This window comes from Modestobacter sp. VKM Ac-2983 (assembly GCF_026967885.1).
GTDB lineage: Bacteria > Actinomycetota > Actinomycetes > Mycobacteriales > Geodermatophilaceae > Modestobacter.
Window position 1 is genome coordinate 230,308 of record NZ_JAPVBK010000005.1, and the last position, 22,629, is coordinate 252,936.

The 22,629-nt window shown below is 74.7% G+C and carries 27 protein-coding genes; 17 read left to right on the plus strand and 10 right to left on the minus strand.

Features of this window, described 5'->3' with window-relative positions; all coding sequences use genetic code 11:
- Positions 1-58 precede the first annotated feature (58 nt).
- The 4 genes from ribH (at position 59) to O2W18_RS19880 (ending at position 2,286) form a co-directional block, all read left to right on the plus strand.
- The gene (gene ribH / locus O2W18_RS19865) at positions 59-568 is read left to right on the plus strand and encodes a 6,7-dimethyl-8-ribityllumazine synthase (protein ID WP_269189147.1); all 510 of its coding nucleotides are present in this window, start codon (positions 59-61) and stop codon (positions 566-568) included.
- Positions 565-828 carry a phosphoribosyl-ATP diphosphatase gene (locus tag O2W18_RS19870; RefSeq protein WP_269189148.1) on the plus strand — a complete coding sequence of 88 codons (264 nt, stop codon included), beginning with the start codon at positions 565-567 and terminating at the stop codon, positions 826-828. The genes ribH and O2W18_RS19870 overlap by 4 nt, the downstream gene beginning before the upstream one ends.
- Positions 829-923: 95 nt before the next feature.
- A complete protein-coding gene (hisG, locus tag O2W18_RS19875; protein WP_269189149.1) occupies positions 924-1,790 on the plus strand; it encodes an ATP phosphoribosyltransferase in 867 nt (288 codons plus the stop codon).
- 19 nt (positions 1,791-1,809) lie between these two features.
- A complete protein-coding gene (locus O2W18_RS19880; RefSeq protein WP_269189150.1) occupies positions 1,810-2,286 on the plus strand; it encodes an SSI family serine proteinase inhibitor in 477 nt (158 codons plus the stop codon).
- Between the two features lie 18 nt (positions 2,287-2,304).
- Here the strand turns inward: O2W18_RS19880 and O2W18_RS19885 are convergent, their stop codons facing one another.
- Entirely contained in the window at positions 2,305-3,300 is a 996-nt protein-coding gene (locus O2W18_RS19885; protein WP_269189151.1) for a DUF2877 domain-containing protein, read from the minus strand.
- Between the two features lie 329 nt (positions 3,301-3,629).
- Between O2W18_RS19885 and O2W18_RS19890 the strand changes: the two genes are divergently transcribed.
- The 3 genes from O2W18_RS19890 to O2W18_RS19900 all read left to right on the plus strand — a co-directional run bounded on the left by O2W18_RS19890 (position 3,630) and on the right by O2W18_RS19900 (position 8,053).
- A complete protein-coding gene (locus O2W18_RS19890; protein WP_269189152.1) occupies positions 3,630-5,525 on the plus strand; it encodes a PucR family transcriptional regulator in 1,896 nt (631 codons plus the stop codon).
- 153 nt (positions 5,526-5,678) lie between these two features.
- Positions 5,679-7,121 carry a uracil-xanthine permease family protein gene (locus tag O2W18_RS19895; RefSeq protein WP_269171818.1) on the plus strand — a complete coding sequence of 481 codons (1,443 nt, stop codon included), beginning with the start codon at positions 5,679-5,681 and terminating at the stop codon, positions 7,119-7,121.
- Positions 7,122-7,294: 173 nt separating this feature from the next.
- Positions 7,295-8,053, plus strand: coding sequence for an SDR family NAD(P)-dependent oxidoreductase (locus O2W18_RS19900; protein WP_269189153.1), 759 nt, complete (start codon positions 7,295-7,297; stop codon positions 8,051-8,053).
- 17 nt (positions 8,054-8,070) lie between these two features.
- On the opposite strand, the gene O2W18_RS19905 is transcribed toward O2W18_RS19900, so the two are convergent.
- Positions 8,071-8,469, minus strand: coding sequence for an SRPBCC family protein (locus O2W18_RS19905; protein ID WP_269189154.1), 399 nt, complete (start codon positions 8,467-8,469; stop codon positions 8,071-8,073).
- 140 nt (positions 8,470-8,609) lie between these two features.
- Between O2W18_RS19905 and O2W18_RS19910 the strand changes: the two genes are divergently transcribed.
- Together O2W18_RS19910 and O2W18_RS19915 are read left to right on the plus strand one after the other, a co-directional pair.
- Positions 8,610-9,533, plus strand: coding sequence for a DMT family transporter (locus O2W18_RS19910; RefSeq protein WP_269189155.1), 924 nt, complete (start codon positions 8,610-8,612; stop codon positions 9,531-9,533).
- Between the two features lie 168 nt (positions 9,534-9,701).
- A complete protein-coding gene (locus O2W18_RS19915) occupies positions 9,702-10,526 on the plus strand; it encodes a sulfite exporter TauE/SafE family protein (protein ID WP_269189234.1) in 825 nt (274 codons plus the stop codon).
- Here the strand turns inward: O2W18_RS19915 and O2W18_RS19920 are convergent.
- On the minus strand, positions 10,519-10,908 hold the full coding sequence (locus O2W18_RS19920; protein WP_269171825.1) for an ArsR/SmtB family transcription factor: 390 nt from the start codon (positions 10,906-10,908) through the stop codon (positions 10,519-10,521). The two genes, O2W18_RS19915 and O2W18_RS19920, sit on opposite strands and share 8 nt — an antisense overlap.
- A 117-nt stretch (positions 10,909-11,025) precedes the next feature.
- On the opposite strand from O2W18_RS19920, the gene arsB reads away from it, so the two are divergent.
- Genes arsB through O2W18_RS19935 form a run of 3 tightly spaced genes read left to right on the plus strand, consistent with a single transcriptional unit; the run spans position 11,026 to position 12,988 of the window.
- Entirely contained in the window at positions 11,026-12,159 is a 1,134-nt protein-coding gene (gene arsB / locus O2W18_RS19925) for an ACR3 family arsenite efflux transporter (protein ID WP_269189156.1), read from the plus strand.
- A complete protein-coding gene (locus O2W18_RS19930) occupies positions 12,156-12,566 on the plus strand; it encodes an arsenate reductase ArsC (protein WP_269189157.1) in 411 nt (136 codons plus the stop codon). Before arsB ends, O2W18_RS19930 begins: the two co-directional genes overlap by 4 nt.
- The gene (locus tag O2W18_RS19935) at positions 12,563-12,988 is read left to right on the plus strand and encodes an arsenate-mycothiol transferase ArsC (protein WP_269189158.1); all 426 of its coding nucleotides are present in this window, start codon (positions 12,563-12,565) and stop codon (positions 12,986-12,988) included. The genes O2W18_RS19930 and O2W18_RS19935 overlap by 4 nt, the downstream gene beginning before the upstream one ends.
- An 8-nt stretch (positions 12,989-12,996) precedes the next feature.
- On the opposite strand, the gene O2W18_RS19940 is transcribed toward O2W18_RS19935, so the two are convergent.
- Complete coding sequence (locus O2W18_RS19940; RefSeq protein ID WP_269189159.1) at positions 12,997-13,452, minus strand: hypothetical protein; 456 nt, start codon at positions 13,450-13,452, stop codon at positions 12,997-12,999.
- A 71-nt stretch (positions 13,453-13,523) separates the two neighbouring features.
- Here O2W18_RS19940 and O2W18_RS19945 point away from each other — a divergent pair, with 71 nt between their 5' ends.
- Positions 13,524-14,777, plus strand: coding sequence for an APC family permease (locus O2W18_RS19945; protein ID WP_269189160.1), 1,254 nt, complete (start codon positions 13,524-13,526; stop codon positions 14,775-14,777).
- Positions 14,778-14,799: 22 nt separating this feature from the next.
- Here the strand turns inward: O2W18_RS19945 and O2W18_RS19950 are convergent, their stop codons facing one another.
- Entirely contained in the window at positions 14,800-16,212 is a 1,413-nt protein-coding gene (locus O2W18_RS19950) for an FAD-dependent oxidoreductase (protein ID WP_269189161.1), read from the minus strand.
- Positions 16,213-16,312: 100 nt separating this feature from the next.
- On the opposite strand from O2W18_RS19950, the gene O2W18_RS19955 reads away from it, so the two are divergent.
- Positions 16,313-16,672: an ArsR/SmtB family transcription factor gene (locus O2W18_RS19955; RefSeq protein ID WP_269156817.1), complete on the plus strand. Its 360-nt coding sequence runs from the start codon at positions 16,313-16,315 to the stop codon at positions 16,670-16,672.
- A gap of 23 nt (positions 16,673-16,695) precedes the next feature.
- On the opposite strand, the gene O2W18_RS19960 is transcribed toward O2W18_RS19955, so the two are convergent.
- Entirely contained in the window at positions 16,696-17,490 is a 795-nt protein-coding gene (locus tag O2W18_RS19960) for a DUF998 domain-containing protein (protein ID WP_269189162.1), read from the minus strand.
- A 49-nt stretch (positions 17,491-17,539) separates the two neighbouring features.
- Here O2W18_RS19960 and O2W18_RS19965 point away from each other — a divergent pair, with 49 nt between their 5' ends.
- Positions 17,540-17,872: a YnfA family protein gene (locus O2W18_RS19965; protein WP_269182911.1), complete on the plus strand. Its 333-nt coding sequence runs from the start codon at positions 17,540-17,542 to the stop codon at positions 17,870-17,872.
- 9 nt (positions 17,873-17,881) lie between these two features.
- Here O2W18_RS19965 and O2W18_RS19970 read toward each other — a convergent pair whose 3' ends face one another.
- Positions 17,882-18,307: a hypothetical protein gene (locus O2W18_RS19970; protein ID WP_269189163.1), complete on the minus strand. Its 426-nt coding sequence runs from the start codon at positions 18,305-18,307 to the stop codon at positions 17,882-17,884.
- Positions 18,308-18,411: 104 nt separating this feature from the next.
- Between O2W18_RS19970 and O2W18_RS19975 the strand changes: the two genes are divergently transcribed.
- Both O2W18_RS19975 and O2W18_RS19980 read left to right on the plus strand, forming a co-directional pair.
- Complete coding sequence (locus O2W18_RS19975) at positions 18,412-19,929, plus strand: Mur ligase family protein (RefSeq protein WP_269189164.1); 1,518 nt, start codon at positions 18,412-18,414, stop codon at positions 19,927-19,929.
- Positions 19,930-19,974: 45 nt separating this feature from the next.
- The gene (locus O2W18_RS19980) at positions 19,975-21,186 is read left to right on the plus strand and encodes an MFS transporter (RefSeq protein WP_269189165.1); all 1,212 of its coding nucleotides are present in this window, start codon (positions 19,975-19,977) and stop codon (positions 21,184-21,186) included.
- Positions 21,187-21,326: 140 nt separating this feature from the next.
- Here O2W18_RS19980 and O2W18_RS19985 read toward each other — a convergent pair whose 3' ends face one another.
- The 3 genes from O2W18_RS19985 to O2W18_RS19995 all read right to left on the minus strand — a co-directional run bounded on the left by O2W18_RS19985 (position 21,327) and on the right by O2W18_RS19995 (position 22,604).
- A complete protein-coding gene (locus tag O2W18_RS19985) occupies positions 21,327-21,530 on the minus strand; it encodes a hypothetical protein (RefSeq protein ID WP_269189166.1) in 204 nt (67 codons plus the stop codon).
- 98 nt (positions 21,531-21,628) lie between these two features.
- Positions 21,629-21,946, minus strand: a complete 318-nt coding sequence (locus tag O2W18_RS19990) for a hypothetical protein (protein WP_269189167.1) — start codon at positions 21,944-21,946, stop codon at positions 21,629-21,631.
- Positions 21,947-21,950: 4 nt separating this feature from the next.
- A complete protein-coding gene (locus O2W18_RS19995; protein ID WP_269189168.1) occupies positions 21,951-22,604 on the minus strand; it encodes a DJ-1/PfpI family protein in 654 nt (217 codons plus the stop codon).
- Positions 22,605-22,629: the final 25 nt, after the last annotated feature.

Genomic DNA, 22,629 nt, shown 5'->3' on the forward strand with positions numbered 1-22,629 from the left:
ACTGCACCGTCCCTTACCGACCGTCCCAGCTGAGGACGAACAGCACCGAGGAGAACTCATGAGCGGGTCCGGAGCGCCGGGGCAGGAGCCCATCGACGCCGCGGGGCTGACCCTGGGGATCGTGGCGACCACCTGGCACGGCGACATCACCGAGTCGCTGCTGCAGCGGTCGATCGCCTGCGCGAAGGCCGCCGGCATCCCCGAGCCGACCGTCGTCCGGGTGCCCGGCGCCATCGAGCTGCCCGTGGTCGCCCAGGCCCTCGCCGCGACGCACGACGCGGTCGTGGCCCTCGGGGTCGTCGTCCGCGGGGGCACGCCGCACTTCGAGTACGTCTGCGACTCGTTCACGGCGGGCCTGACCCGGGTGGCGCTGGACTCCGGCAAGCCGGTCGGCAACGGCGTCCTCACCACCGAGGGCGAGCAGCAGGCGCGCGACCGCGCCGGCATGGACGACTCCGGCGAGGACAAGGGCTGGGAGGCCACCGCCGCGGCGCTGCAGACCGCCCTCGTGCTGCGTGACCTGCGCAGCCCGAAGCAGAGCACCGGTTTCGGGGTCGGCCCGGCGTGAAGACGTTCGACCAGCTGTTCGCCGAGCTGAGCGAGAAGGTGTCGGCGGGCGACCCCGCCTCGGGCACGGTCACCGCCGTGCGCGACGGCGTGCACGCCGCCGGCAAGAAGGTCGTGGAAGAGGCGGCCGAGTCCTGGATGGCCGCCGAGCACGAGGGCGCAGAGCGGACGGCGGAGGAGATCAGCCAGCTGCTCTACCGGGTGCAGGTGCTCATGCTGGCCCGAGGGCTCGACCTGGACGACGTCTACGCTCACCTCTGAAGAAGGACCCCCTTCTCCTCACCCCTCGCGAGCTCGGGGCGAGCCTCTGAAGGGGGCCGACGGTCTCACCCCTGGGTTCAAAGGAGCTGTTCGCTGTGCTGCGCGTTGCCGTGCCCAACAAGGGTGTCCTCAGCGAGCCCGCGGCCGCGATGCTGGCCGAGAGCGGGTACCGGCAGCGCCGCACCTCCAGCGAGCTGGCGGTGTACGACCCGGAGAACGACACCGAGTTCTTCTACCTGCGCCCGCGGGACATCGCGATCTACGTGGCGGCCGGCACGCTGGACGTCGGCATCACCGGCCGGGACATGCTGCTGGAGACCACCCCGCCCGAGGGTGGCGACGCGGTGGCGGCCGAGGTGATGCCGCTGGGCTTCGGCCGGTCGTCGTTCCGCTTCGCCAGCCCGGCGGACTCCCCGGTCGACGAGGTGGCGAAGCTGGAGGGCAAGCGGATCGCCACCGCGTACCCGGGCCTGCTGCAGCGCTTCCTGGACGAGACGGGCATGAAGGCCGCCGTGGTGAAGCTCGACGGAGCCGTGGAGACCGCCTGCCGGCTCGGCGTCGCGGACGCCGTCTGCGACGTGGTGGAGACCGGCACCACGCTGCGCGCGGCCGGGCTGCGGATCATCGGCGAACCGGTGCTGGCCAGCGAGGCCGTCCTCGTCGGCCGGGCCGGAGCCGACGAGGTGCCGGCCGTCGCGCAGCTGCGCCGCCGGCTGCAGGGCGTCCTGGTCGCCCGGCGGTACGTGATGCTCGACTACGACTGCCCCAACGACCTGCTCGCCCAGGCCACGGCCCGCACCCCGGGGCTGGAGGGCCCGACGGTGAGCCCGCTGCAGACGCCGGGCTGGTCGGCCGTGCGGGCGATGGTCCGCAAGGAGGACACCAACCGGGTGATGGACGAGCTGTGGGAGCTCGGCGCGCGGGCGATCCTGGTCACCAGCATCGCAGCGTCCCGCATCTGACCCGGGCAGACTGGCGGGCATGCGCCGCGCCGTCCTGCTGTCCCTGGTCGTCCCGTTGATGCTGCTCGCCGCCTGCGGGACCGCGGACGACGCCGGTGAGACGGTCGGCTCCTCGACGCCACCGACGACCTCGTCGGACCCGGCCACCACCCCCGCTCCCGGCGACGCCGACGGGGCCGACTCCGCCCTGGTGGTGGAGTACGACCCGGGTGAGGGTGCGCCGGTGGAGCGCTACACCCTCACCTGCGGAGGCACCGTCGAGGGCGACCTCCCCGACGCCGAGGCGGCCTGCGAGAACCTGAGGGAGCTCGAGGAGCCCTTCGCCCCGGTACCGGACGACGCGATCTGCACCCAGCAGTACGGCGGGCCGCAGACGGCGCACGTCTCCGGCGTGTGGCGGGGCGAACCGGTCGACCTGCAGCTCTCCCGCACCGACGGCTGCCGGATCGCCCAGTGGGAACGGCTCGGGCCGCTGCTCCCCGGACCGGCCGGCTGACCGGTCGACCCGCCCGGCTCAGCGGGGCCGGCTGGTCCGGTCGACGAGGTCGATCGCGGTGCACAGCCCCAACGCCATCGCCCGCCCGCTGGTCGACCCGGTGGTCAGCAGGGTGGTGATCGCCGGGGCGAGCGCGCCGTGGCCGACCAGGCCCCGCAGCACGGCGGCGAACTCCCCGCTGACCCGGCCGGCGGCGGCGTGCCGGAGCAGCGCCCGGGACAGCTCGGTCGTGCGCCCGGCGGCCAGCCCGGTCACGCCGGCGCCGAAGCGCTCGGCGGCGGGGTGCCCCAGCAGCACGAGACCCGCGGTGACGCCGGCCAGCACGTCGTCGCCGGCGGGGGTGAGGCCGGGGCCCAGCCCGATCAGCCGGGTCGCGGTGCGCAGTGCGGCGTCGACGTCGGCTCGGCGGACGGCGCCGCGCAGCGCGGCCAGCGGGCCGCTGGGACCGCTGGGCAGGCCGGGGAGGACGAACGCGCTGTGCGGCACGCCCTCGCCGTAGAGGGCCGAGCGGAGCTGGCGGACCCCTTCGGGGAGCAGCGCCGGGCGTGCGGTGGGCAGCTTGGGCCGGGGGTCCCACCATGCGGCGGCGCTGATGGTCAGGTCGCCGACGGTCAACCGGCCGCCGCCCATCCGGGCGGGGGCACCGCTGGGCACCGAGACCAGAGGCCGGCCGTTCGAGGGCCGGAAGAGCACGCAGCCCAGCGGCAGCCGGGCGGCGTCCGAGGTCAGCACCCCCACCACGTCGGGGCCATGCGGGGTCTGCACGGTCAGGTACACCGCTGCCGGGACCGACAGCAGGACCCGCGCCGACCGGACCGGCCCGCGCAGCAGGTCGGCGATGCCGGTGCTGGCCTGGGCGGGGACCGTCGTGCCGGGGGTCCGGGCGCCGGCGGCTGCGGACTCACGAGGCAGGGGGATGGTCGGGACGCCGGCCCGGGCGGCCTGCCCGGTGCGGGTGTCATCTGGGGTCGTGTCCCGGCCGTGGCCGGCGGTGCTCTCGTCGATGGTGCGCATGTGCCCTCCACCCGTGCGGTCGACGGGCGACGCCTGCAGCGGGGCCCGTCCCGGTCTGGCTCGCCCGGCCGGGACGCCGGACCGCCCGTCGATCGACGGAGCCGCCTACCATCCGAGCCGGACACAGGACCGGGGCTCGAACCTACTGGCGCGTCCCCCGTGCCTGTATGGCGATTCTCGCCAAGCGTGCCTTCTGCCGTCCAGAGACGTCTGACAGAATCTCGCGCAGCAGGCTCGTGCACGGTGTTTTGGGGGAACGTACAGTGACCGAACGTGATTCGTCCGTGACATACGCTTCGCAGAGCGACCGGATGGCTACTTTCAGTACCGTGCCCGCGTCGGCCGAGCCGGTGCTCTCCCAGCTCCCGCCGGCCGACCGGACCGCCCTCCAGGACAGCATGGGCCTGACCGTCGACCAGCTCCTGCAGCTGCCGGGGCTGACCGGCGCGCTCGTCGTCGGCGGCGCGACCGGCACCCGCCGGATCGTCCGGCACGTGGCCGTGCAGGACCCGGGCGACCCCGTCGCCGGTGCCGGGCCCGACCTGCTCGTCGTCCTCGGCGCCCGGCTGCCCAGCGGCGACCCGGCGCAGAGCCGGGCCCTGATCGATCGGCTCCACCGGGCCGGCAGTGGCGCTCTCGCCTACCGCTCGGAGGCCGGCTCGGGCAACCCGGCCGGCGACGTCCCCGCCGAGCTGCTCGCCGAGGCCGACCGCCGTGGCTTCCCGGTGCTGGCCCTGCCCGCGCGGGCCCGGCTGGACGAGGTGGTCGCCGAGGTGCTCGGCGCCATCATCGACAAGCAGACCCAGGCGCTGAGCCTCGCCAACCGGATGCACAACCAGTTCATCGACGTGGCGCTGTCCGGCGGGGGGCTGTCCGAGGTCACCACCCAGGTGTCGACCTTCCTCGCCGGGGCCGCCGTGCTCGGCCTGGGCCCCGACCGTGAGGTCGCCACCCATGCCGGCCCGCCGGAGGAGGTCACCGAGATCCGCGACTGGCTGTGGCTGCTCGACGCCGCGGCCGACGACGCGTTCGCCGACCTCACCCCGTCCCGCCGGCTGTCGGGCAACCGTGCCGACCAGAGCGTGGTCACCCCCGCCGACGTGCTCGCCGACGCCGACCTCTCACCGGCCGACGGCATCCTGCTGGTGCCCGGGCACCACGAGCTGCCCGGCGGGGTCGGGGAGTACGCGGTGGCGCCGATCATGGCCGGTGACCAGCGGCACGGCTGGCTGGTCGCGGTGAACCGACACGGCCCGATGCTGCTGGGCGCCGGTGCGGTCCTCGAGCAGGCCGCGGTCATCGCCGCGCTGTCGGAGATCCGCTCGCAGGCGGTGCACTCGGTGGAGCTGCGGTTCCAGGGCGACATGGTCCGCCGGCTGGTCGGCGGCACCTTCGCGCACACCGAACGGGCGCTGGCCTACGCGCGCTCGTTCGGCTGGCGGCTCGACGGCCCGGTCGTCGTCCTGGTGACCGCCACGGAGACGGTCGCCGACGCCGGCGCGGACCCGACCCGGGCGCTGGACGTCCTGGACCGGCTGGCCGACGGCTGGCGGGCCGCGGTCGACAGCGAGGTCGCCGGAGCCGCCGTCGCCGGGCTCGCCACCGAGATCGTCACCGTTCTCCCGCTGGACGGGCGCACGCCCGAGGAGCTCTCCAGCCTGGTCGCCTCGGTGACCGCCCGGGTCAACGCCCGGCTGCGTCGGGTGGGCCGGCTGCTCGGCACCGGGATCGGCCGGCCGGCCGAGTCGCTGTCGGCGCTGGGGGAGGCCTACCAGCAGTCCCAGCGCGCGCTCGTGGTCGGGCAGGAGATCCACGGCGGCCACGCGGTCACCCACTTCGACCAGCTCGGCGTCTTCCGGCTGCTGTCGCTGATCCCGGACAGCAACGAGCTGCGCTCCTACGTCGACGAGGTGCTCGGCACCCTCGCCGACTCCTCCGACGCGGACGCGGTGGACCTGCGGGAGACCTTGCGCGTGCTGCTGGAGACCAACCTCAACGTCGCGGAGTCCGCCCGCCGGCTGCACTTCCACTACAACACGATGCGCTACCGGATCGGCAAGCTGGAGCGGCTGCTCGGCCCGTTCACCACCGACCCCACGCTGCGGCTCAACCTGCTGCTCGCGCTGCACGCCGCCCGCATCCGCGGGCTGGACCAGCCGCACCGGCCGCCGGTGGAGAGCGTGGTCGCCGCCGTCCTGGACGACGGGCTCGAGTCCCTGGTCTGAGGCGGTCGCGAGTCGGGCGTGTTCCGACCGTGTTCATCTGGCGGTCCGTGATGGGAACGTGTCCAGGACCCCCTGGTGTGATCCACGGACTTCTGCCACTGTCCGGTACCTCAGCGCTGAGCTATCTGTTCGGCGGAGGTGCGAGGAGGACCGATGGCGTTCGGCTGGAAGCTCTACGGGGACGGGAAGACCCCACCGCTGGGTGAGGCGGTGGCGCCCGACGAGCGGCTGTCCTGGCCGTTGACCGTCGGCATCGGCGCCCAGCACGTGGTCGCCATGTTCGGCGCCACGTTCGTCTTCCCGCTCATCATGGGGCTGGACGCCAACCTGGCGATCATGATGAGCGGGATCGCCACGATCATCTTCCTGCTGATCGTGCAGGGGAAGGTGCCCTCCTACCTGGGCACCAGCGCCGCGTTCGTCGGCGGTGTCGCCGCGGTCCGCGCCCAGGGCGGGGACAGCTCCGACGTGGTCGGCGCGATCCTCGTCTCCGGCATCGTGCTGGCGCTGGTCGGGCTGCTCATCCAGGCCGCCGGTGTGGCCGTGGTGAACCGGGTGCTGCCCCCGGCAGTGACCGGCGCGGTGGTCCTGCTCATCGGCTTCAACCTCGCACCCGTCGCCGCGGGCCTGTACTGGCCGCAGGACCAGTGGGTCGCGTTGGCCACCATGGCGTTCGTCATCGTGGTCTCGCTGGCGCTGCGTGGGTTCTGGGCCCGGATCTCGATCCTGCTCGGCCTGGTGTTCGGCTACCTGCTCTCGCTGCTGCTGGACACCTTCTCCCAGGCCGTGACCTACGACGCCGCGGGTGTGGGGGTCGCGCACGACCGGGTCGACCTCAGCGGCGTCGGCGAGGCCTCGTGGTTCGGGCTCCCCGAGCTCACCGCGCCCTCGTTCTCGGTGAACTTCGCGCTGCTGGTGCTGCCCGCGGTGATCGCGCTGGTCGCGGAGAACGCCGGCCACGTCAAGGCGGTCGGCGAGATGACCAAGCGCGACCTGGACCCGGTGCTCGGCCGGGCGGTCTTCGCCGACGGCGCCGCCACCGTGGTCGCCACCTCGGTCGGTGGCTCTCCGACCACCACCTACGCGGAGAACATCGGTGTCATGGCCGCCACCCGGGTCTACTCGACCGCGGCCTACTACGTCGCCGCGCTGGTGGCGATCATGCTCGGGCTGGTGCCCAAGTTCGGCGCCATCGTCAACGCCACCCCCGGTGCGGTGCTCGGCGGGATCACCGTCGTCCTCTACGGGATGATCGGCCTGCTCGGCGCCAAGATCTGGAAGGAGAACCGGGTCGACTTCGCCAACCCGATCAACCTGGTGCCCCTGGCCGCCGGGATCATCATCGGCATCGGCGACGTCCAGTTGCGGTTCAGCAGCGAGTACTCCATCGGTGGCATCGCGCTGGGCACGATCGTCGCCGTCGTCGGTTGGCACGTCGCCCGGATGCTGGCCCCGGCGGAGATGAAGGCGTCGCTGTACCAGGAGGGTGGCTTCGCCGCCGGCACCGGACCGGCGCTGGGGGCGACCGGCAGTCACAACACCGATCCGGGCGGCCCCGACCCCTCCGACGTCGACCGGGTCAACCGGACCCGCTGACCTGATCGCGCACCGGCCCGGCCCCTCGCAGAGGAGCCGGGCCGGTCGCACGTCCAGTCCACGTCACGCCCCGCAGGTCGACGAGCGCGCCGCGCAACGGGTGCGTGGCGGGCGCACGGCCGGGGCACTGGGGCACCGGGGGGCCGCACCGTCGGCCCGGGAGAGAGGAACGCATGACCGAGAACAGCCGGCCGCTGCAGGGGAAGGTCGCCCTGGTCACCGGGGCCTCGTCGGGGATCGGCGAGGCGACCGCGATCGCGCTGGCCGAGGCGGGGGCGGCGGTCGCCATCGGCGCCCGGCGCAAGGACCGGCTCGACGCGCTGGCCACGAAGCTGCGCGACGGTGGTGCCCGGGTGCTGCAGCTGGACCTGGACGTCACCGACGAGCAGGCCTGCGCGGCGGCGGTGGCCCGCACCCGCGAGGAGCTGGGCGGGCTCGACGTCCTGGTCAACAACGCCGGGGTGATGCTGCTGGGCACCATCGTCGGCGCGGACCCCGAGGACTGGCGCCGCATGATCGACACCAACGTGCTGGGTCTGCTGTACATGACCCACGCCGCGATCGAGGGCATGGTCGAGCAGGGCTCCGGCGACGTGGTGAACATGTCCAGCGTCGCCGGCCGGACCGCCCGCAAGGGCGCCGGGGTCTACAACGCCAGCAAGTGGGCGGTGAACGCCTTCAGCGAGTCGCTGCGCCAAGAGGTCACCGGCCGCGGGGTACGGATCAGCCTGGTCGAGCCGGGCGCGGTGGCCACCGAGCTGACCGACCACATCACCCAGCCCGAGGCCAAGCGGGCCTCGCAGGAGATGGCCGCGGGGATGACCCGGCTGCAGGCCGAGGACATCGCCCGGGCGGTGCTCTACGTGGTCAGCCAGCCGAGCCACGTCGCGGTCAACGAGGTGTTGGTGCGCCCCACCGACCAGGAGCGCTGAGGCGGCAGCAGTGGGGGTCAGCCGGCCTCGAGCACCCGCTTCAGGGTCTCGAGGTCGGCGGCCACCGCCACGGAGTCGGCCTCGAACTCCTCGGCCGGGGCGCCGGCCGCCCGGCGGAGGGTGAAGACCACCTCGCTGCCTGCGCCGTCGGCGAGCACCCGCACCGGGTTGGTGGTGGCCGTGCCGTCGGGCAGGACGACGTCGTGGTCGAGCACCCCGTACTCGTTGACCGGCACGAAACGCACCAGCACCCGGCCCATCGGGGAGTCGGCCACCCACTCGCCCCGCTCCCGTCGGACCCCGCTGGCCAGGCCGGCGGCCCACAGCGGCAGGTGGGCCGGGTCGCGGACCCAGGAGTAGACCGCAGCGGCGGGGCGGTCGATGGAGACGCTCAGGTGGCGGGACTCGGTGGGCATGCCCGGCATGCTGCCCCATGCCTGCGACAGGGCCGGGCGACCGCGTCGTTCCGGCCCGCTTCCGCAGCGCGACGGCCAGGTCGGCTGCCGTGTCCGGAAACCGCCGGATCCCGTCGGCGGCGCCCCCTAGCGTCCGGTGCGTGTCCAGCCCCGTCCCGCGCGAACCGCTCACCCTCCTCGCCGTCAGCGTCACCGTCCTGGCCTGGGCGTCGGCGTTCATCGGCATCCGCGCGGTCGGTGAGGACCTGTCACCCGGTGCCCTGGCGCTCGGCCGGCTGGTCGTCGGCACCGCCGTCCTCGGCGCGCTGCTGGCCCGGCGTGGCTGGGTGGCCCCGACGGCGGGGGAGTGGCGGCTGCTCGCCGTGTGCGGGATCGGCTGGTTCGGCATCTACAACCTGGCGCTCAACGCCGCAGAGCAGCACCTGGACGCCGGCACCACGGCGATGCTGGTCAACATCGGCCCGGTGCTGATCGCGGTCTTCGCCGGCCTGCTGCTGGGCGAGGGCTTCCCGCGCTGGCTGGTCATCGGCCTGGGCGTGGCCTTCTGCGGGGTGCTGCTGATCGGCTTCGCCACGCGCGACGCCGGGGCCGACCTGCTGGGCGTCGTCCTGTGCGTGGTCGCGGCGGTCACCTACGCCGCGGGGGTGGTGGCGCAGAAGCCGCTGCTGCGCCGGCTGCCCGCCCTGCAGGTGACCTTCACCGCCTGCGCCATGGGGGCGGTCTGCTGCCTGCCCTGGGCCGGCGTGCTCGTCGACGAGCTGGGCACCGCGCCCGCCTCCTCGATCGCCGGCACCGTCTACCTCGGGGCGGTGCCGACCGCGCTGGCCTTCAGCACCTGGGCCTACGCGCTGCGCCGGATGGACGCCGGCCGGCTGGGGGCGACCACCTACCTGGTGCCGCCGATCGTCGTGCTGCTGGGCTGGGGTCTGCTGGACGAGGTGCCGCCGGCGCTGGCCGTCGTCGGGGGCGGCGTCTGCCTGCTGGGCGTCGCCCTGTCCCGCCGACGCGCCCGGGTGACCCGGCCCGTGCCGGTGCCGCAGGAGGCCGGGACCTCGACGGTCTGAGCGGCATCCTCCGGCGGGCGCGTGGTGGCCGGCGACGGAGTTGCCGAGCTCTCACGCGTCGTCTCACGGGCCGAGGGTGGGTGGGACGCAGACTCTCCGTGACAGGCCGTGCCGTCCCGTTCCGCTGACGGGAGAGGACCGGGTCGAGGAGAGGGGTTCGTGGCCGGGATGACGGACGTGTTCCCGGGTGACCTGCTCCCTGCGGGGCTGACCCCCGAGGTGCTCGTGCTCGTGCTGGTCGCGGCACTGGCGGCCGGGTGGATCGACGCCGTCGTCGGTGGCGGCGGCCTCCTGCAGCTGCCCGCGTTGTTGCTGGTCCCGGGGATGAGCCCGGTCCAGGCCCTCGCGACCAACAAGCTGGCCTCCGTCTTCGGCACCACGACGAGCGCCGTCACCTACTACCGGCGCGTGCACCCCGACCTGCGGACCGCCCTCCCGATGGCGGGGGTCGCCCTGGTGTGCAGCTTCGCGGGCGCCTCGGTGGCAGCAGCGCTGCCGGCCAGCGTGTTCAAACCGGTCATCGTGGTCGCGCTCATCGCGATCGCGGCGTTCACCGTGCTGCGTCCCTCCATCGGGGAGGTGACCGCGCTGCGCCACAGCGGCCGTCGCCACCACGGCGTCGCCGCCGTGACGGGCGCCGGGATCGGCTTCTACGACGGCATCCTCGGGCCGGGAACCGGGTCGTTCCTGGTGTTCGCCATGGTCTCGCTGCTGGGGTACGACTTCCTCCACGCCAGCGCCAAGGCCAAGATCGTCAACGTCGCCACCAACCTGGGGGCCCTGCTCTTCTTCGCGCCCTACGGCGCGGTCTTCTGGGGTCTGGGGCTCCTCCTCGGTGCGGCCAACACGTTCGGGGCCTACCTGGGTGCCCGGACGGCGACCGCCCGGGGCAGCCGCTTCATCCGGGTCGTCTTCCTGGTCGTCGTGACCGCGTTGATCGGCCGGGTCGGCTGGGACGTCTGGACGGAGAACCTGAGGCCTCTCCTCAGCTGAGGTCGCTGTGCTGCCGGACGCCGGGCAGTGCGGTCACGACCGCGTCCAGCGCCCCGGGCACCAGGGAGAAGTAGGCCCAGACGCCGCGCTTGTCGCGGGCGAGGAAGCCGGCGTCCACCAGCACCTTGAGGTGGTGGGACACGGTCGGCTGGGACAGGCCCAGCGGTTCGGTCAGGTCGCAGACGCAGACCTCGCGGCCCTCGTTGCCGGCCACCAGGGCGAGCACCCGCAGCCGCGCCGGGTCCGCCAGCGCCTTGAGGGTCCGGGCCAGGTCGGCGGCCTGCTCCGCGCTCATCGCGCCGGCGAGCTCGGCAGGGGAGCACCCGGGCGCACCCACGTCGACCAGCTCGAGGTCCAGCCCCGCCGTTCGGCTGCTGTTCACCCGGCCAGTATCGGTGTGGCATTGACGGCTGTCGATACCCCCGGCATCCTCTGGGACAGATAGACCGACGTCGATGCACAGCCTCCCTCACCGGGGGGCAGAGGAGCAGCCCACCCCATGAGCGATCTCGCCGCGGAGACCCCCCGCTCCGGCACCGACCTCGAGACCCCGGTGCTGGCCCGGTTGTCGACCCTGGACCGGTTCCTGCCGGTGTGGATCGTCGCCGCGATGGTGCTCGGCCTGCTGCTCGGCCGGTTCGTCCCCGGGCTGGACGACGCGCTGGACGCCGTCCGGGTCGGTGAGGTCAGCCTGCCGATCGCCATCGGGCTGCTGCTGATGATGTACCCGGTGCTGGCCAAGGTGCGGTACTCCGAGCTCGACCGGGTCACCGGCGACCGCAAGCTCCTCGGCGCCTCGCTGGCCCTGAACTGGCTCGTCGGGCCGGCGCTGATGTTCGCGCTCGCCTGGTTGCTGCTGCCGGACCTGCCCGAGTACCGCACCGGGCTGATCATCGTGGGCCTGGCCCGCTGCATCGCCATGGTGCTGATCTGGAACGACCTGTCCTGCGGTGACCGGGAGGCCGGCGCCGTGCTCGTGGCGATCAACTCGGTGTTCCAGATCCTCGCCTTCGCCGTCCTCGGCTGGTTCTACCTCCAGGTGCTGCCCGGCTGGCTGGGGCTGTCGACCACGTCGGCGGAGTTCAGCTTCTGGGCGATCGTGCTCTCGGTGCTGGTCTTCCTCGGCATCCCGCTGCTCGCCGGCTTCCTCACCCGCACGATCGGCGAGCGCGCCAAGGGCCGCGACTGGTACGAGGGCCGGTTCCTCCCGAAGATCGGCCCGGTCGCCCTCTACGGCCTGCTGTTCACCATCGTCATGCTCTTCGCGCTGCAGGGCGACGCGATCACCTCGAACCCGTGGGACGTCGCCCGGATCGCACTGCCGCTGCTGGCTTACTTCGCGCTGATGTTCGGCGGCTCCTTCCTGCTCGGCATGCGGCTCGGGCTGGGCTACGCCAAGACCGCGACGCTGGCCTTCACCGCGGCCGGCAACAACTTCGAGCTCGCCATCGCGGTGGCGATCGGCACCTTCGGCGTCACCTCCGGCCAGGCGCTGGCCGGCGTCGTCGGCCCGCTTATCGAGGTGCCGGTGCTGGTCGGGCTGGTCTACGTCTCGCTCTGGGCTGCCCGCCGCTGGTTCCCTGGTGACCCCACCGTCCCCGCCGTCCCCGAAGCCTCCCGGAGGAGCGCATGACCAAGCCCAGCGTCCTGTTCGTCTGCGTGCACAACGCCGGCCGTTCCCAGATGGCCGCCGGCTGGCTGCGCCACCTGGCCGGCGACGGCGTCGAGGTGCGCTCGGCCGGCTCGGTGCCCGGTGACCAGGTCAACCCGTCGGCCGTCGCGGCGATGGCGGAGGTCGGCATCGACATCTCCGACCAGCGGCCCAAGGTGCTGACCACCGACGCGGTCGAGGCCTCCGACGTGGTGATCACCATGGGCTGCGGGGACGCCTGCCCGGTCTTCCCCGGCAAGCGGTACCTCGACTGGGCGCTGGAGGACCCAGCCGGCAAGGGCGTGGAGTCGGTGCGCCCCATCCGGGACGAGATCGAGGGCCGGATCCGCGGCCTGCTCGCCGAGCTGCAGGCGCCCGTCACCCGATGACCGGCCGGCCCAGCGTGCTGTTCGTCTGCGCGCGCAACTCCGGGAAGTCGCAGCTGGCCGCGGCGCTGATGGCGGACCTGGCCGGAGACGCCGCCGAGGTGCGCTCCGCCGGGACGGTGCCCGGCGACGCGCTGAACGAGCAGTCGGTCCGGGCCCTGGCCGAACTGGGCATCGACCTCACCGGCGAGCGCCCGAGACCGGTCACCGAGCAGCTGGTGCGGGACGCCGACGTCGTGGTGACCCTCGGCCAGGAGGCCCGGGTCGAGCCGGTGCCCGGCACCCGCTTCGTGACCTGGGACGTCGACGAGCCGTCCGCGCGCGGGATCGAGGGGATGGCCCGGATGCGGCTGGTCCGGGACGACATCGCCACCCGGGTGCGGGCGCTCGCCACCGAGCTCGGCGTCGGCCCGCGCCGGCAGTGAGCCGGGGATCAGGCCCGGGCGTCGGCGTCCCGGTCGGCCGTCAGGTGGGTGACGGTGATGCCGGTGACCTTGCGCAGCCGGGACGGGAGGTCGCGGTGCAGCCACCGCGAGAGCCCCTGGGGCAGCGTGGAGACGATGATCTCGTCGGCGGTGAAGTGGCGCAGCGTGGTGCGGACCGCCTCCAGGGCGTCCGGATCGCCCACCTCGCCGGTGACCGTGGCCCCCAGCGACCCGAGCTGGTCGAGGGCGTGGTCCAGGCGCTGCGCCGCGAGCGCGTAGGCGCGGTCGGCCGGAGCGGGGCCCAGGTGCCGGTAGGCGCTGGGGACGTCCACCTGGTCGTCCAGTGGCGTGGCCGGTGCCACGACGTGGAACTCGTGCGTCTCGGCGGCGACCCGCTCCTCCACGGCCGCGCTGAGGGTGTCGGTGGTGAGGGTCTGGTTGGCGACGATCAGGCAGCGGCGCATCCTCGTCCTCCCGTCGGGTCGGGCACCCACTGTGACCCTCGTCATGGTCACGCGCCAGCCCTGGTGCTGCGGTGAGCGTCGGACCGGGTCTGTCCCGCCGGCTCGGCACCGGCGACGCCGTCGTCATCGGGCTGGGATCGATGATCGGGGCGGGCGTGTTCGCCGCCTTCGCCCCGGCCGCGCAGGCCGCCGGTGCCGGCCTGCTGATCGGGCTGGCGATCGCCGCCGTGGTCGCCTGGTGCAACGCCACCGCCTCGGCCCAGCTCGCCGCGCAGTACCCCGCCTCCGGCGGCACCTACGTCTACGGGCGGGAGCGGCTCGGGGACTGGTGGGGCTTCCTCGCCGGCTGGGGGTTCGTGATCGGCAAGACGGCCAGCTGCGCGGCGATGGCGCTCACCTTCGCCGCGTACGCCGCGCCGGCCGGCTGGCAGCGCCCGGTCGCGGTGGCCGCCGTGCTCGCGCTCACCGCGACGAACTACCGCGGCGTGTCCCGCACCGCCGGGCTGACCCGGGTGATCGTCACCGTCGTGCTGGCCGCGCTGGCGGTCGCGGTCGCCGCGATGCTGCTCGGCGGTTCGGCGGGCCGGACGGCGCCGGGGGACTGGGCGGTCGAGGGCGGCGTCCTCGGGGTGTTGCAGTCGGCCGGGCTGCTGTTCTTCGCCTTCGCCGGCTACGCGCGCATCGCGACCATGGGCGAGGAGGTCCGCGACCCGGCGCGGACCATCCCGCGCGCGATCCAGCTGGCGCTGGGGCTCACGGTCGCGGTCTACCTGGTGGTCGCGGTGTCGCTGCTGACGGCGCTGGGCGCCGACGGCGTCGCGGCCACCGCCGAACCGCTGGCCGCCGCGGTGGCCGCCGGCAGCTGGGACTGGGCCGGGCCGGTCGTGCGGATCGGCGCGGCCGCGGCGGCGCTCGGCGCGCTGCTGGCGCTGATCGCCGGGGTGGGGCGGACCAGCCTGGCGATGGGCCGGCAGGGCGACCTGCCGCGGTACCTGGCCGCGGTGCACCCGCGCTTCTCCGTGCCGCACCGGGCCGAGGTCACCGTCGGCGTCGTCGTCTGCCTGCTCGTGCTGACCGTCGACCTGCGCGGCGCGATCGGGTTCTCCTCCTTCGGGGTGCTGCTCTACTACGCCGTCGCCAACGCCGCGGCGTTCACCCAGGACGGCGAGCACCGCCGGTTCCCCCGGGTACTGCAGGTCCTCGGCCTGGTGGGCTGCCTGGTCCTGGTGGCGACCCTGCCGTGGCAGGCCGTGGTCGGCGGCACCGCGGTCTTCGCCGTGGGGATCGCCTACCGGGCCACCCGGCTGCGGTTGGCGGCCCGGTGACCCCCGGATGGGCGTGAGGCGGTCACCGGCCTGAGGAGGAGGCCCCGGAACTGACCGGCTGCGGGGTCGCGCCGCAGCAGCTCACCGCCTCGGGCTCCTCGACCGACCACCCGTGGGCACTGCCGGTGGGGAAGCCGACGCCGGCGGACTCGGCGGCCTCCCGGTCGCCCAGGTCGGTGCTGCAGACGCCGGTCGAGGGCAGGTGCAGCTGCACCGAGTCCGCGGCCTCGGTGTCCCCGGCCAGCGCGGCGGCGATCGAGCGCACCTGCTCGTAGCCGGTGGCCAGCAGGAACGTGGGCGCGCGCCCGTAGGACTTCATGCCGACCAGGTAGAAGCCCTCGTCGGGGTGGGCCAGGTCGCGGTGCCCGTGCGGCGGCACGGTGCCGCAGGAGTGGGAGTTCGGGTCGATCAGCGGCGCCAGCCGGGCCGGGGCCTCGAGGGCGGCGTCCAGGTCGAGCCGCACCTCGCGCAGCAGGTCCAGGTCGGGGCGGAAGCCGGTCGCGGCGGCCACCGCGTCGACCGCCAGCTCCAGCGGGGCGCCGTCCCGGCCGGTGCCGAGCAGGCGCAGCCGGCCGTCACCTGTCGGTGCCAGCTCGGTCCAGGTGACCTCGCGGTGCAGCTCGACGTGCCCGGCCTGGACGGCGGCCTTCAGCGTCGAGCCGAGCAGCCCGCGGGCGGGGAGCCCGTCGGAGTCGCCACCGCCGTAGAGCCGGGCGGGGGAGCGGCCACGGATGGTCCAGCTGATCCGCGTGCCCGGCTCGCTGTGCTGCAGCTCCACCAGGGCCAGCAGCGTGTTCGCCGCCGAGTGGCCCATGCCGACCACCAGCGTGTGCTTCCCGGCGAACCGGGCGCGGTCCCGGCCGAGCACGTCGGGCAGTGGCCCGACCAGCCAGTCGCCGGCCTGCTCCTCCCCGATCGCGGGGAGGCCGGCCGCGCCGAGCGGGTTGCGCTGACCCCAGGTGCCCGAGGCGTCGACGACCGCGCGGGCGGTCAGGTCCTGCACCCGGCCGCCGACGACGGTGCGCACCACGTACGCCCGGCCCTCCCGCCCGACGGTGCGGGTCTTGTCCACCCCGGCCCGGCTGACCGCGACCACCCGGGTGCCGGTGCGGACCCGGCCGGCCAGCTGCGGCGTCGCGGCCAGGGGCGCCAGGTACCGCTCGACGAGCTCGGCGCCGGTGGGCAGCGCAGTCCGGTCGGGGGACTCCCAGCCGGTCGGCTCCAGCAGCCGGACGGCGGCGTCGTCGACGTCGTACTCCCAGGGCGAGAACAGCCGCACGTGCCCCCAGGCCCGCACCGCGGCCGCGGGGTGGTCACCGGCCTCGAGCACGAGTGGCTCCAGGCCCCGCTCCAGCAGGTGTGCGGCGGCGGCCAGGCCCACCGGGCCGGCGCCGATCACCACGACCGGCAGGTCGTTCGTCGTGTACGCGCTCATGCCGTGCTCACGTCCTCGCTGGTCGGTGATCTGTCCAACGTCGAGACACGTTAACAGCGAACGCTGTTGACAACAACCGTCGTGTGGCAGACTGGTCGGCATGCGCCAGGACCTGGACGTGCGACTGCTCGACGTCGACGAGCTGACCTCTCCCGCCGACCGTGCTCGCCTGCTCGCCCCGCAGCTCAAGGCGCTCGGCGACCCGAATCGGCTGCACCTGCTGCTGCTGCTGGCCGAGGGCCCGCGCACGGTGCGGGAGCTGACCGACGCCGCCGGCATGAGCCAGACCCTGGTCAGCCACCACCTGGCGCCGTTGCGCGAGCAGGGGCTGGTCACGATCACCCCGAAGGGCCGCAGCAACGTCTACGCGCTGTGCTGCGAGGCCCTGGCCGGCCCCGTGAAGGCGCTGGCCACGCTGGCGGCGCTGACCCCCGAGGGCGCCGACGCCTGCTGCTCCTGACCTGACCTGACCCGGGCCGTCCGTCAGCGCCGGCGGGGAGCCCAGGGGTCGTCGGGGTCGAAGTCGTCGGACTCGTCCGCCGTGGTGCCTGCGGTGCTCGCGCCCGGGGCCGGGCGGGCCGCAGCCTCCAGGGCGGCGTCCCGCTCCGCGGCCCGCCGGGCCCGCTCCAGCCGGGCGTCCTCGCGGAGCTGGCGGCGGCTCGGCGTCCCGTCGGGGTTGGTCAGCGCCAGCCAGCCGTCCTTCTGCCGCCACAGCACCGCACCGGCCAGGGCCAGGCCCAGCGGCACGACGTAGCCGGCCACCCGCTCCATGCCGCCCTCGCCGAGCCCGACGAAGACGGCCGAGGCGAAGAAGATCGTCGCGATGACGCCGACCAGCCCGAGCAGCGCCAGCGTGGTGCCCAGCGCCTCCGAGCGCGGCCGCACCCCGTAGGCCAGCGCGATCAGCCCGATCCCGCCGCCGATGAAGTGCGCGCCGGCCGCGATCGCGTGGACCGTCGTGGTGCCGTCGGAGGGGAAGAGCCCGACCAGGAGCACCCCGAGCCCGGCCACCACCAGCACCGGGCGGGCCAGTCGGCCACCGGCGCCGGACAGACCCGGCCGCAGCAGCAGTGCCCCGGCGATGATCAACACCCCCTGCACGACGAAGGAGGCGTTCATCAGCAGCCGGGCGGGTGAGGTCGCCGTCCCGAGGTCGCTGATCACGTTCGCCGAGTACGAGTAGCCCTCGTACTCCAGCGCCGCGATCGCCTCGACGACGAAGAACTGCAGGGTCAGCACCCACGCGAGCCCGCCCCAGCGGTACCGGCTGTCCGTCACGGTGAGCCATGGTCCCAGCCCCGGCTGTGCGACCGGGAGACTGGCCGGTGTGACCATCCGCTCCATCGCCCTGTTCGTGCTCGCCGCCCTGCTCGAGATCGGCGGCGCGTGGCTGGTCTGGCAGGGCTTGCGGGAGCACCGCGGCTGGCTCTGGGTGGGCATCGGGATGGTCTCGCTGGCCCTCTACGGCATGGTCGCCACGCTCCAGCCGGAGGCCGCCTTCGGCCGGGTGCTCGCCGCCTACGGCGGGGTCTTCGTCGCCGGGTCGCTGCTCTGGGGGATGGCCGCCGACGGCTTCCGGCCCGACCGCTGGGACGTCGGCGGTGCGCTGGTCTGCCTGCTCGGCGTGGCGCTGATCATGTACGCGCCCCGGGGCGCCTGAGCAGCTCGCTCAGGCGGTGACCTCGGCGTGGGCGAGCACGGCGGCGTACTGGCCGGGCGACAGCCACGACGGGTTGCTCCCCGCGGGCATCCGCAGCACCTCCGCCGAGCGGGTCGCCGGGTCGGCCAGCAGGTCGGCCCGGTCCACCGGATGGGCCAGCCGGGTCCACCGGACGGCGACCGCCGGCCCGCCCGGGGCCGCGGCGTCCACCGGCCCGGCCAGCTCACCGAGGGCGTGCACCCCGGGCCGGTCGCGGCCGCTCACCCACAGCAGGCACGGCCGGCCCGGGGACATCAACGTCAGCCGGTAGGAGGGCCGGACGCACCGGTCCAGCACGGCGACGGCGCCGGGCCGCCAGTCGGGGACGAGCGCCTCCGGTGGCCGGCTGCTCTTCAGCACCCAGCACGCGACGTCCTCGGCGGTCAGCTGCGGCACGTCCGGAGCCAACCAGCTCGCCCCGCGTGTCGGCGCGGGGGGACGGCGGTGCGCCACCGGATCTCGTGCTGCCGAGTGCCGGTCGCTCGCCTACCGTCGACCGGGTGTCGCTCCCCGCGGTGCCCTGGGCATCCGTCGAGTCCCGTGCCCGCACCGTGGCCGCCGGCCCCGTCGTCCGCTCCGGCGGCGAGGACCACCTGCTGCTGCACGACCTGGTCACCGACTCCCGGGCGGTGACCCCCGGCTGCCTGTTCGGCTGCGTGCGCGGCGCGCACAGTGACGGACACCGGTTCGCCGAGTCGGCCCTGGCCCGCGGCGCCGCGGCGCTCCTCGTCGACCGGCCACTGCCGGTCGCGGCGCCCCAGCTCCTGGTCCCCTCGGTGCGGGCACTGCTCGGCCCGCTGGGCGCGCTCCTGGCCGGCGACCCGGGGGAGCAGCTGCGGCTGGTCGGGGTGACCGGCAGCAACGGCAAGACGACGACCAGCACGCTGGTGCGCGGGGTGCTCGAGGCCGCCGGGGAGTGCGCCGGGGTGGTCACCACGCTGGGCGCCCGGGTCGCCGGGCAGACCCGCGGCACCCGGCTGACCACCCCGGAGGCGCCGGAGCTGCACGGGCTGCTGCGCTGGATGCTCGAGGCGGGCGCGACCAGTGCCGTGGTCGAGGCCTCCTCCATCGCGCTGGACGTCGGCCGGGTCGACGGCGTCCACGTCGAGGTGGCGGTCTTCACCGGCTTCGAGGAGGACCACCTCGACCACCACGGCACGATCGAGCAGTACTGGGCGAGCAAGGCGCTGCTGTTCACCCCGGAGCGCGCCGACCGCGCCGTCGTCGTGGTCGACGACCCGTGGGGACGCCGGCTGGCCGACCAGGCGCGGGTGCCGGTGACCCGGGTGGCCACCCGGCCGGGGGAGCCGGCCGACGTCCGGGTGCTGGCCTGGCGCACCGGTGCGGACGGCACCAGCCTGGTCGTCGAGGACGACGGCGGGCGGCACTGGGTCTGCTCGCCGCTGGTCGGCCGGGTGCACGTGGGCAACATCGCCGCGGCGTGGGCGACCGGCCGCTCGCTCGGGCTGGCGCCGGAGACGATCGCCGCCGGCCTGGCCGCCACCGCGGCACCGGCCGGGCGCAACACCCTGCTGCGCGGGCCGGGCGGCCCACTCGTCGTCGTCGACTACGCCCACACCCCCCGGGCGCTGGCCGCCGCCGTGCAGACCGCCCGCGACCTCACCGGCCCCGGCGGTCAGGTGCACCTGGTGCTCGGGGCCCGCGGGCGCCGCGATCGCTACAAACGCCAGGGGCTCGGCGTCTCCGCCCGCGCCGCCGACGCGGTGTGGCTGACCAACGAGGGCAGTCACGGGGAGCGCCCGGAGGCGATCGTCGAGGAGCTGCGGGTCGGGCTGATCGGCAGCACCGCGACCGTGCACACCGTGCTGGACCGCCGGGAGGCGATCACCGCCGCGGTGGAGTCCGCCGGCAGCCGGGACGTGGTGCTCGTCGTCGGTCGCGGCCACGAGGCCACGCTGACCGATGACGGCGCCCCGGTGCCGTTCGACGACGCCGGGGTGGCGCAGGAGGCGCTCGACTCCCGGGCCGCCGAGCTGGTGGACGAGCAGGCCTGCTGACCCCCCGCGCTGGGTGCCGAGCTCCACACGGGCAGGCTCCCGGGCGTGACGACGGGGGAGTGGCCGGGCCACCGGGCCGGTGAGCCCGCCTTCCGCCGGGCCGCGACCGCCGTCTTCCTCGCCGGCATCGCCGTCTTCGTCAGCCTGTACGCACCGCAGGCGCTGCTGCCGGAGTTCAGCCGTTCCTTCGGCGTGACCCCGGCGGCCTCGACCCTGGTCATCTCGGTCAGCACCGCCGCGCTGGCCGTGGGCCTGCTGGTGCTCGGGCCGCTGTCGGACCGCCGGGGCCGCACCGGCATCCTGCACGCCAGCCTCGCCGCCGCCGCACTGCTCGCGGTGCTGATCGCGCTGGCCCCCGGGTGGGAGGCGCTGCTGGTGCTCCGCGGACTGCAGGGGTTCGCCCTGGCCGGACTGCCCGCCGTGGCGGTGGCCTACCTGCGCGAGGAGCTGCACCCGGCGATGAGCTCGCGGGCGATCGGGCTCTACGTCAGCGGCACCGCGATCGGCGGCCTGTCCGGCCGGCTGCTCACCGGTGCCCTCACCGAGCTGGGCGGCTGGCGGACGGCGCTGGGCGGTGCGGCCGTGGTGGCCGTCGGCTGCGCGGTCGCCGTCCGGCTGCTGCTGCCCCCGGCCCGCCGGTTCACGCCGCTGCTCCGGCAGGGACGGCTGATCCGCCAGCTGGGCGCGGCCTTCACCGACCCGGCGCTGCTGGCGCTGTACGGGCTGGCCGCGCTGCTGATGGGCGGGTTCGTCGCCGTGTACAACGCCGGCACGTTCCGGCTGGAGTCCGAGCCCTACTCGCTGACGCCCGCGGTGGCCGGGCTTGTGTTCCTGGCCTACCTGCTCGGTTCGGCGAGCTCACCGACCGCCGGCTGGCTGGCCGACCGGCTGGGACGGCGGGTGGTGGTGCCCGGCGCCGTGGCGCTGATGACGGCGGGGATCGCCCTGACCCTGCCGACGCCCCTGTGGTGCGTCGTCCTGGGGCTGTGCGTGCTGACCGTCGGGTTCTTCGCCGCCCACGGCGTGGCCAGCGGCTGGGTCGCGGCGCGGGCCCAGCTGGGCGGCCGGCCGGTCGGTCAGGCGGCCTCGCTGTACTCGTTCTGGTACTACGTCGGCTCCTCTGTGGGGGGCACGCTGGCCGGGCGGGCCTGGCAGGACGCCGGCTGGCCCGGGGTCGTGCTGCTCGCCGGCGGGTGTGCGCTCGCAGCCCTGGTGCTCACCGGTGCCCTCGGCCGCACCCGCTCGCTGCAGCCCTGACCCGGACGCCCTGACCCGGACGCCCTGCCCCGGACGCCCTGCCCCGGATGCCCTGACCCGGAGGCGACGAGGGCGGCGCCCCGGGTGGTCCCCGGTGCGCCGCCCTCGTCGGAGCCGGTCGGCTCAGGGCTGGGTGGCTCTCAGCCCTCGGTGGCGTCGTGTTCGTAGGCGCCGGCCGGGTCAGCGTCGTCGGACTGCACCGCCTGGCGCTCGAGCTCGGTGCGGTGCTCGAGGACCTCGTCGGACAGGTGCGGGTCCTTGGCGTGCTCGCTGCGGTCCCGGGGGGCCGGCTCCTCGGTGGTCATCACGTCGTCGAGCGTCGGCTCGTCGTGCGGGCTGGTCATCGCGTCCTCCGCTCTCGTGGCCCGGCGGCTCCGGGCGGCGTCCCCTCCCCGGTATCCCGAGAGGGTGCCTGCGCAAACCGGCCCGGTCGCGGGCACGGTCAGCCCGGGAGGCGGTGCCCGGTCACGGTGGACTGCGGGAGGCGGCCGGCACGGGAGTGGCCGTGCAGCTCGTCGCCGGTCACGAGCACGTCGAAGGCCAGGGTGAGCCGCAGCGGCCGGGTGATGGTCTGCGTCCACGTCACCCGTTCCCCGTCCTGGTGGGGCGCCGTCCGGACGTGGTGCAGTGGGACCGTCTCGCCCTTCCCGGCGGCCTGGCCGGTGAGGCCGTCGTCGTGCTCGGTGAACGTCATCTCTGCCTCGATGCTGCCGATCGGGGTCCGCATGCGCAGGGCCCAGCGGCCGGGGAGCTGGCTCACGGGGTCAGGCCGGGAGGGGCTGGGAGCCGATGGGGCGCCAGACGGTGCCGCGGCGTTCGTGCTCGAAGAGCTCCTCCACCGCGTGGGCGATCTGCGGCCCGAACTGCCGGTCCAGCAGGTGCAGCGCGAGCTCCAGGCCGGAGGTGACCCCGCCGGCGCTGACCAGGTCGCCGTCGTCGACGACCCGGGCGTGGACGACGTGGGTGCCGGTGGCCTCGAGGACGTCGTTGCCCAGGTGGTGGGTCACGGCGTGACGCCCCTCGAGCAGCCCGGCCATGGCCAGCGCGAGGGACCCGCCGCAGACCGTGGCCACCACGGTGTCCGGTGCGCCGAACGCCTGCCGCACCTTGCCGGGCAGGCCGGTCTCACCCACGCGGGCCAGCAGGACGGGGATGGTGTCCACGACGTCGGGGTCGGCGGACACTGGGCCGGCTGCGCCCGGCACGATCACGAAGCCCGGTTCGGTGGGGGCGAGCGCGTGGGTGGCGGTCAGCTGCAGGCCACCGGTGCCGCTGGTGACCGGGCCCGGGGCGTCGATGCCGACCAGCCGGACCTCGAGCCGGCCGCCGACTGCAGCAGCACCAGCGCTGAGCACCTCGAAGGGTGCGATGACGTCCAGCGGGTCGAACCCGTCGAACAGGACGATCTGGGCCAGCACGGGAGCTCCTCTCTCGGGGGTGTGC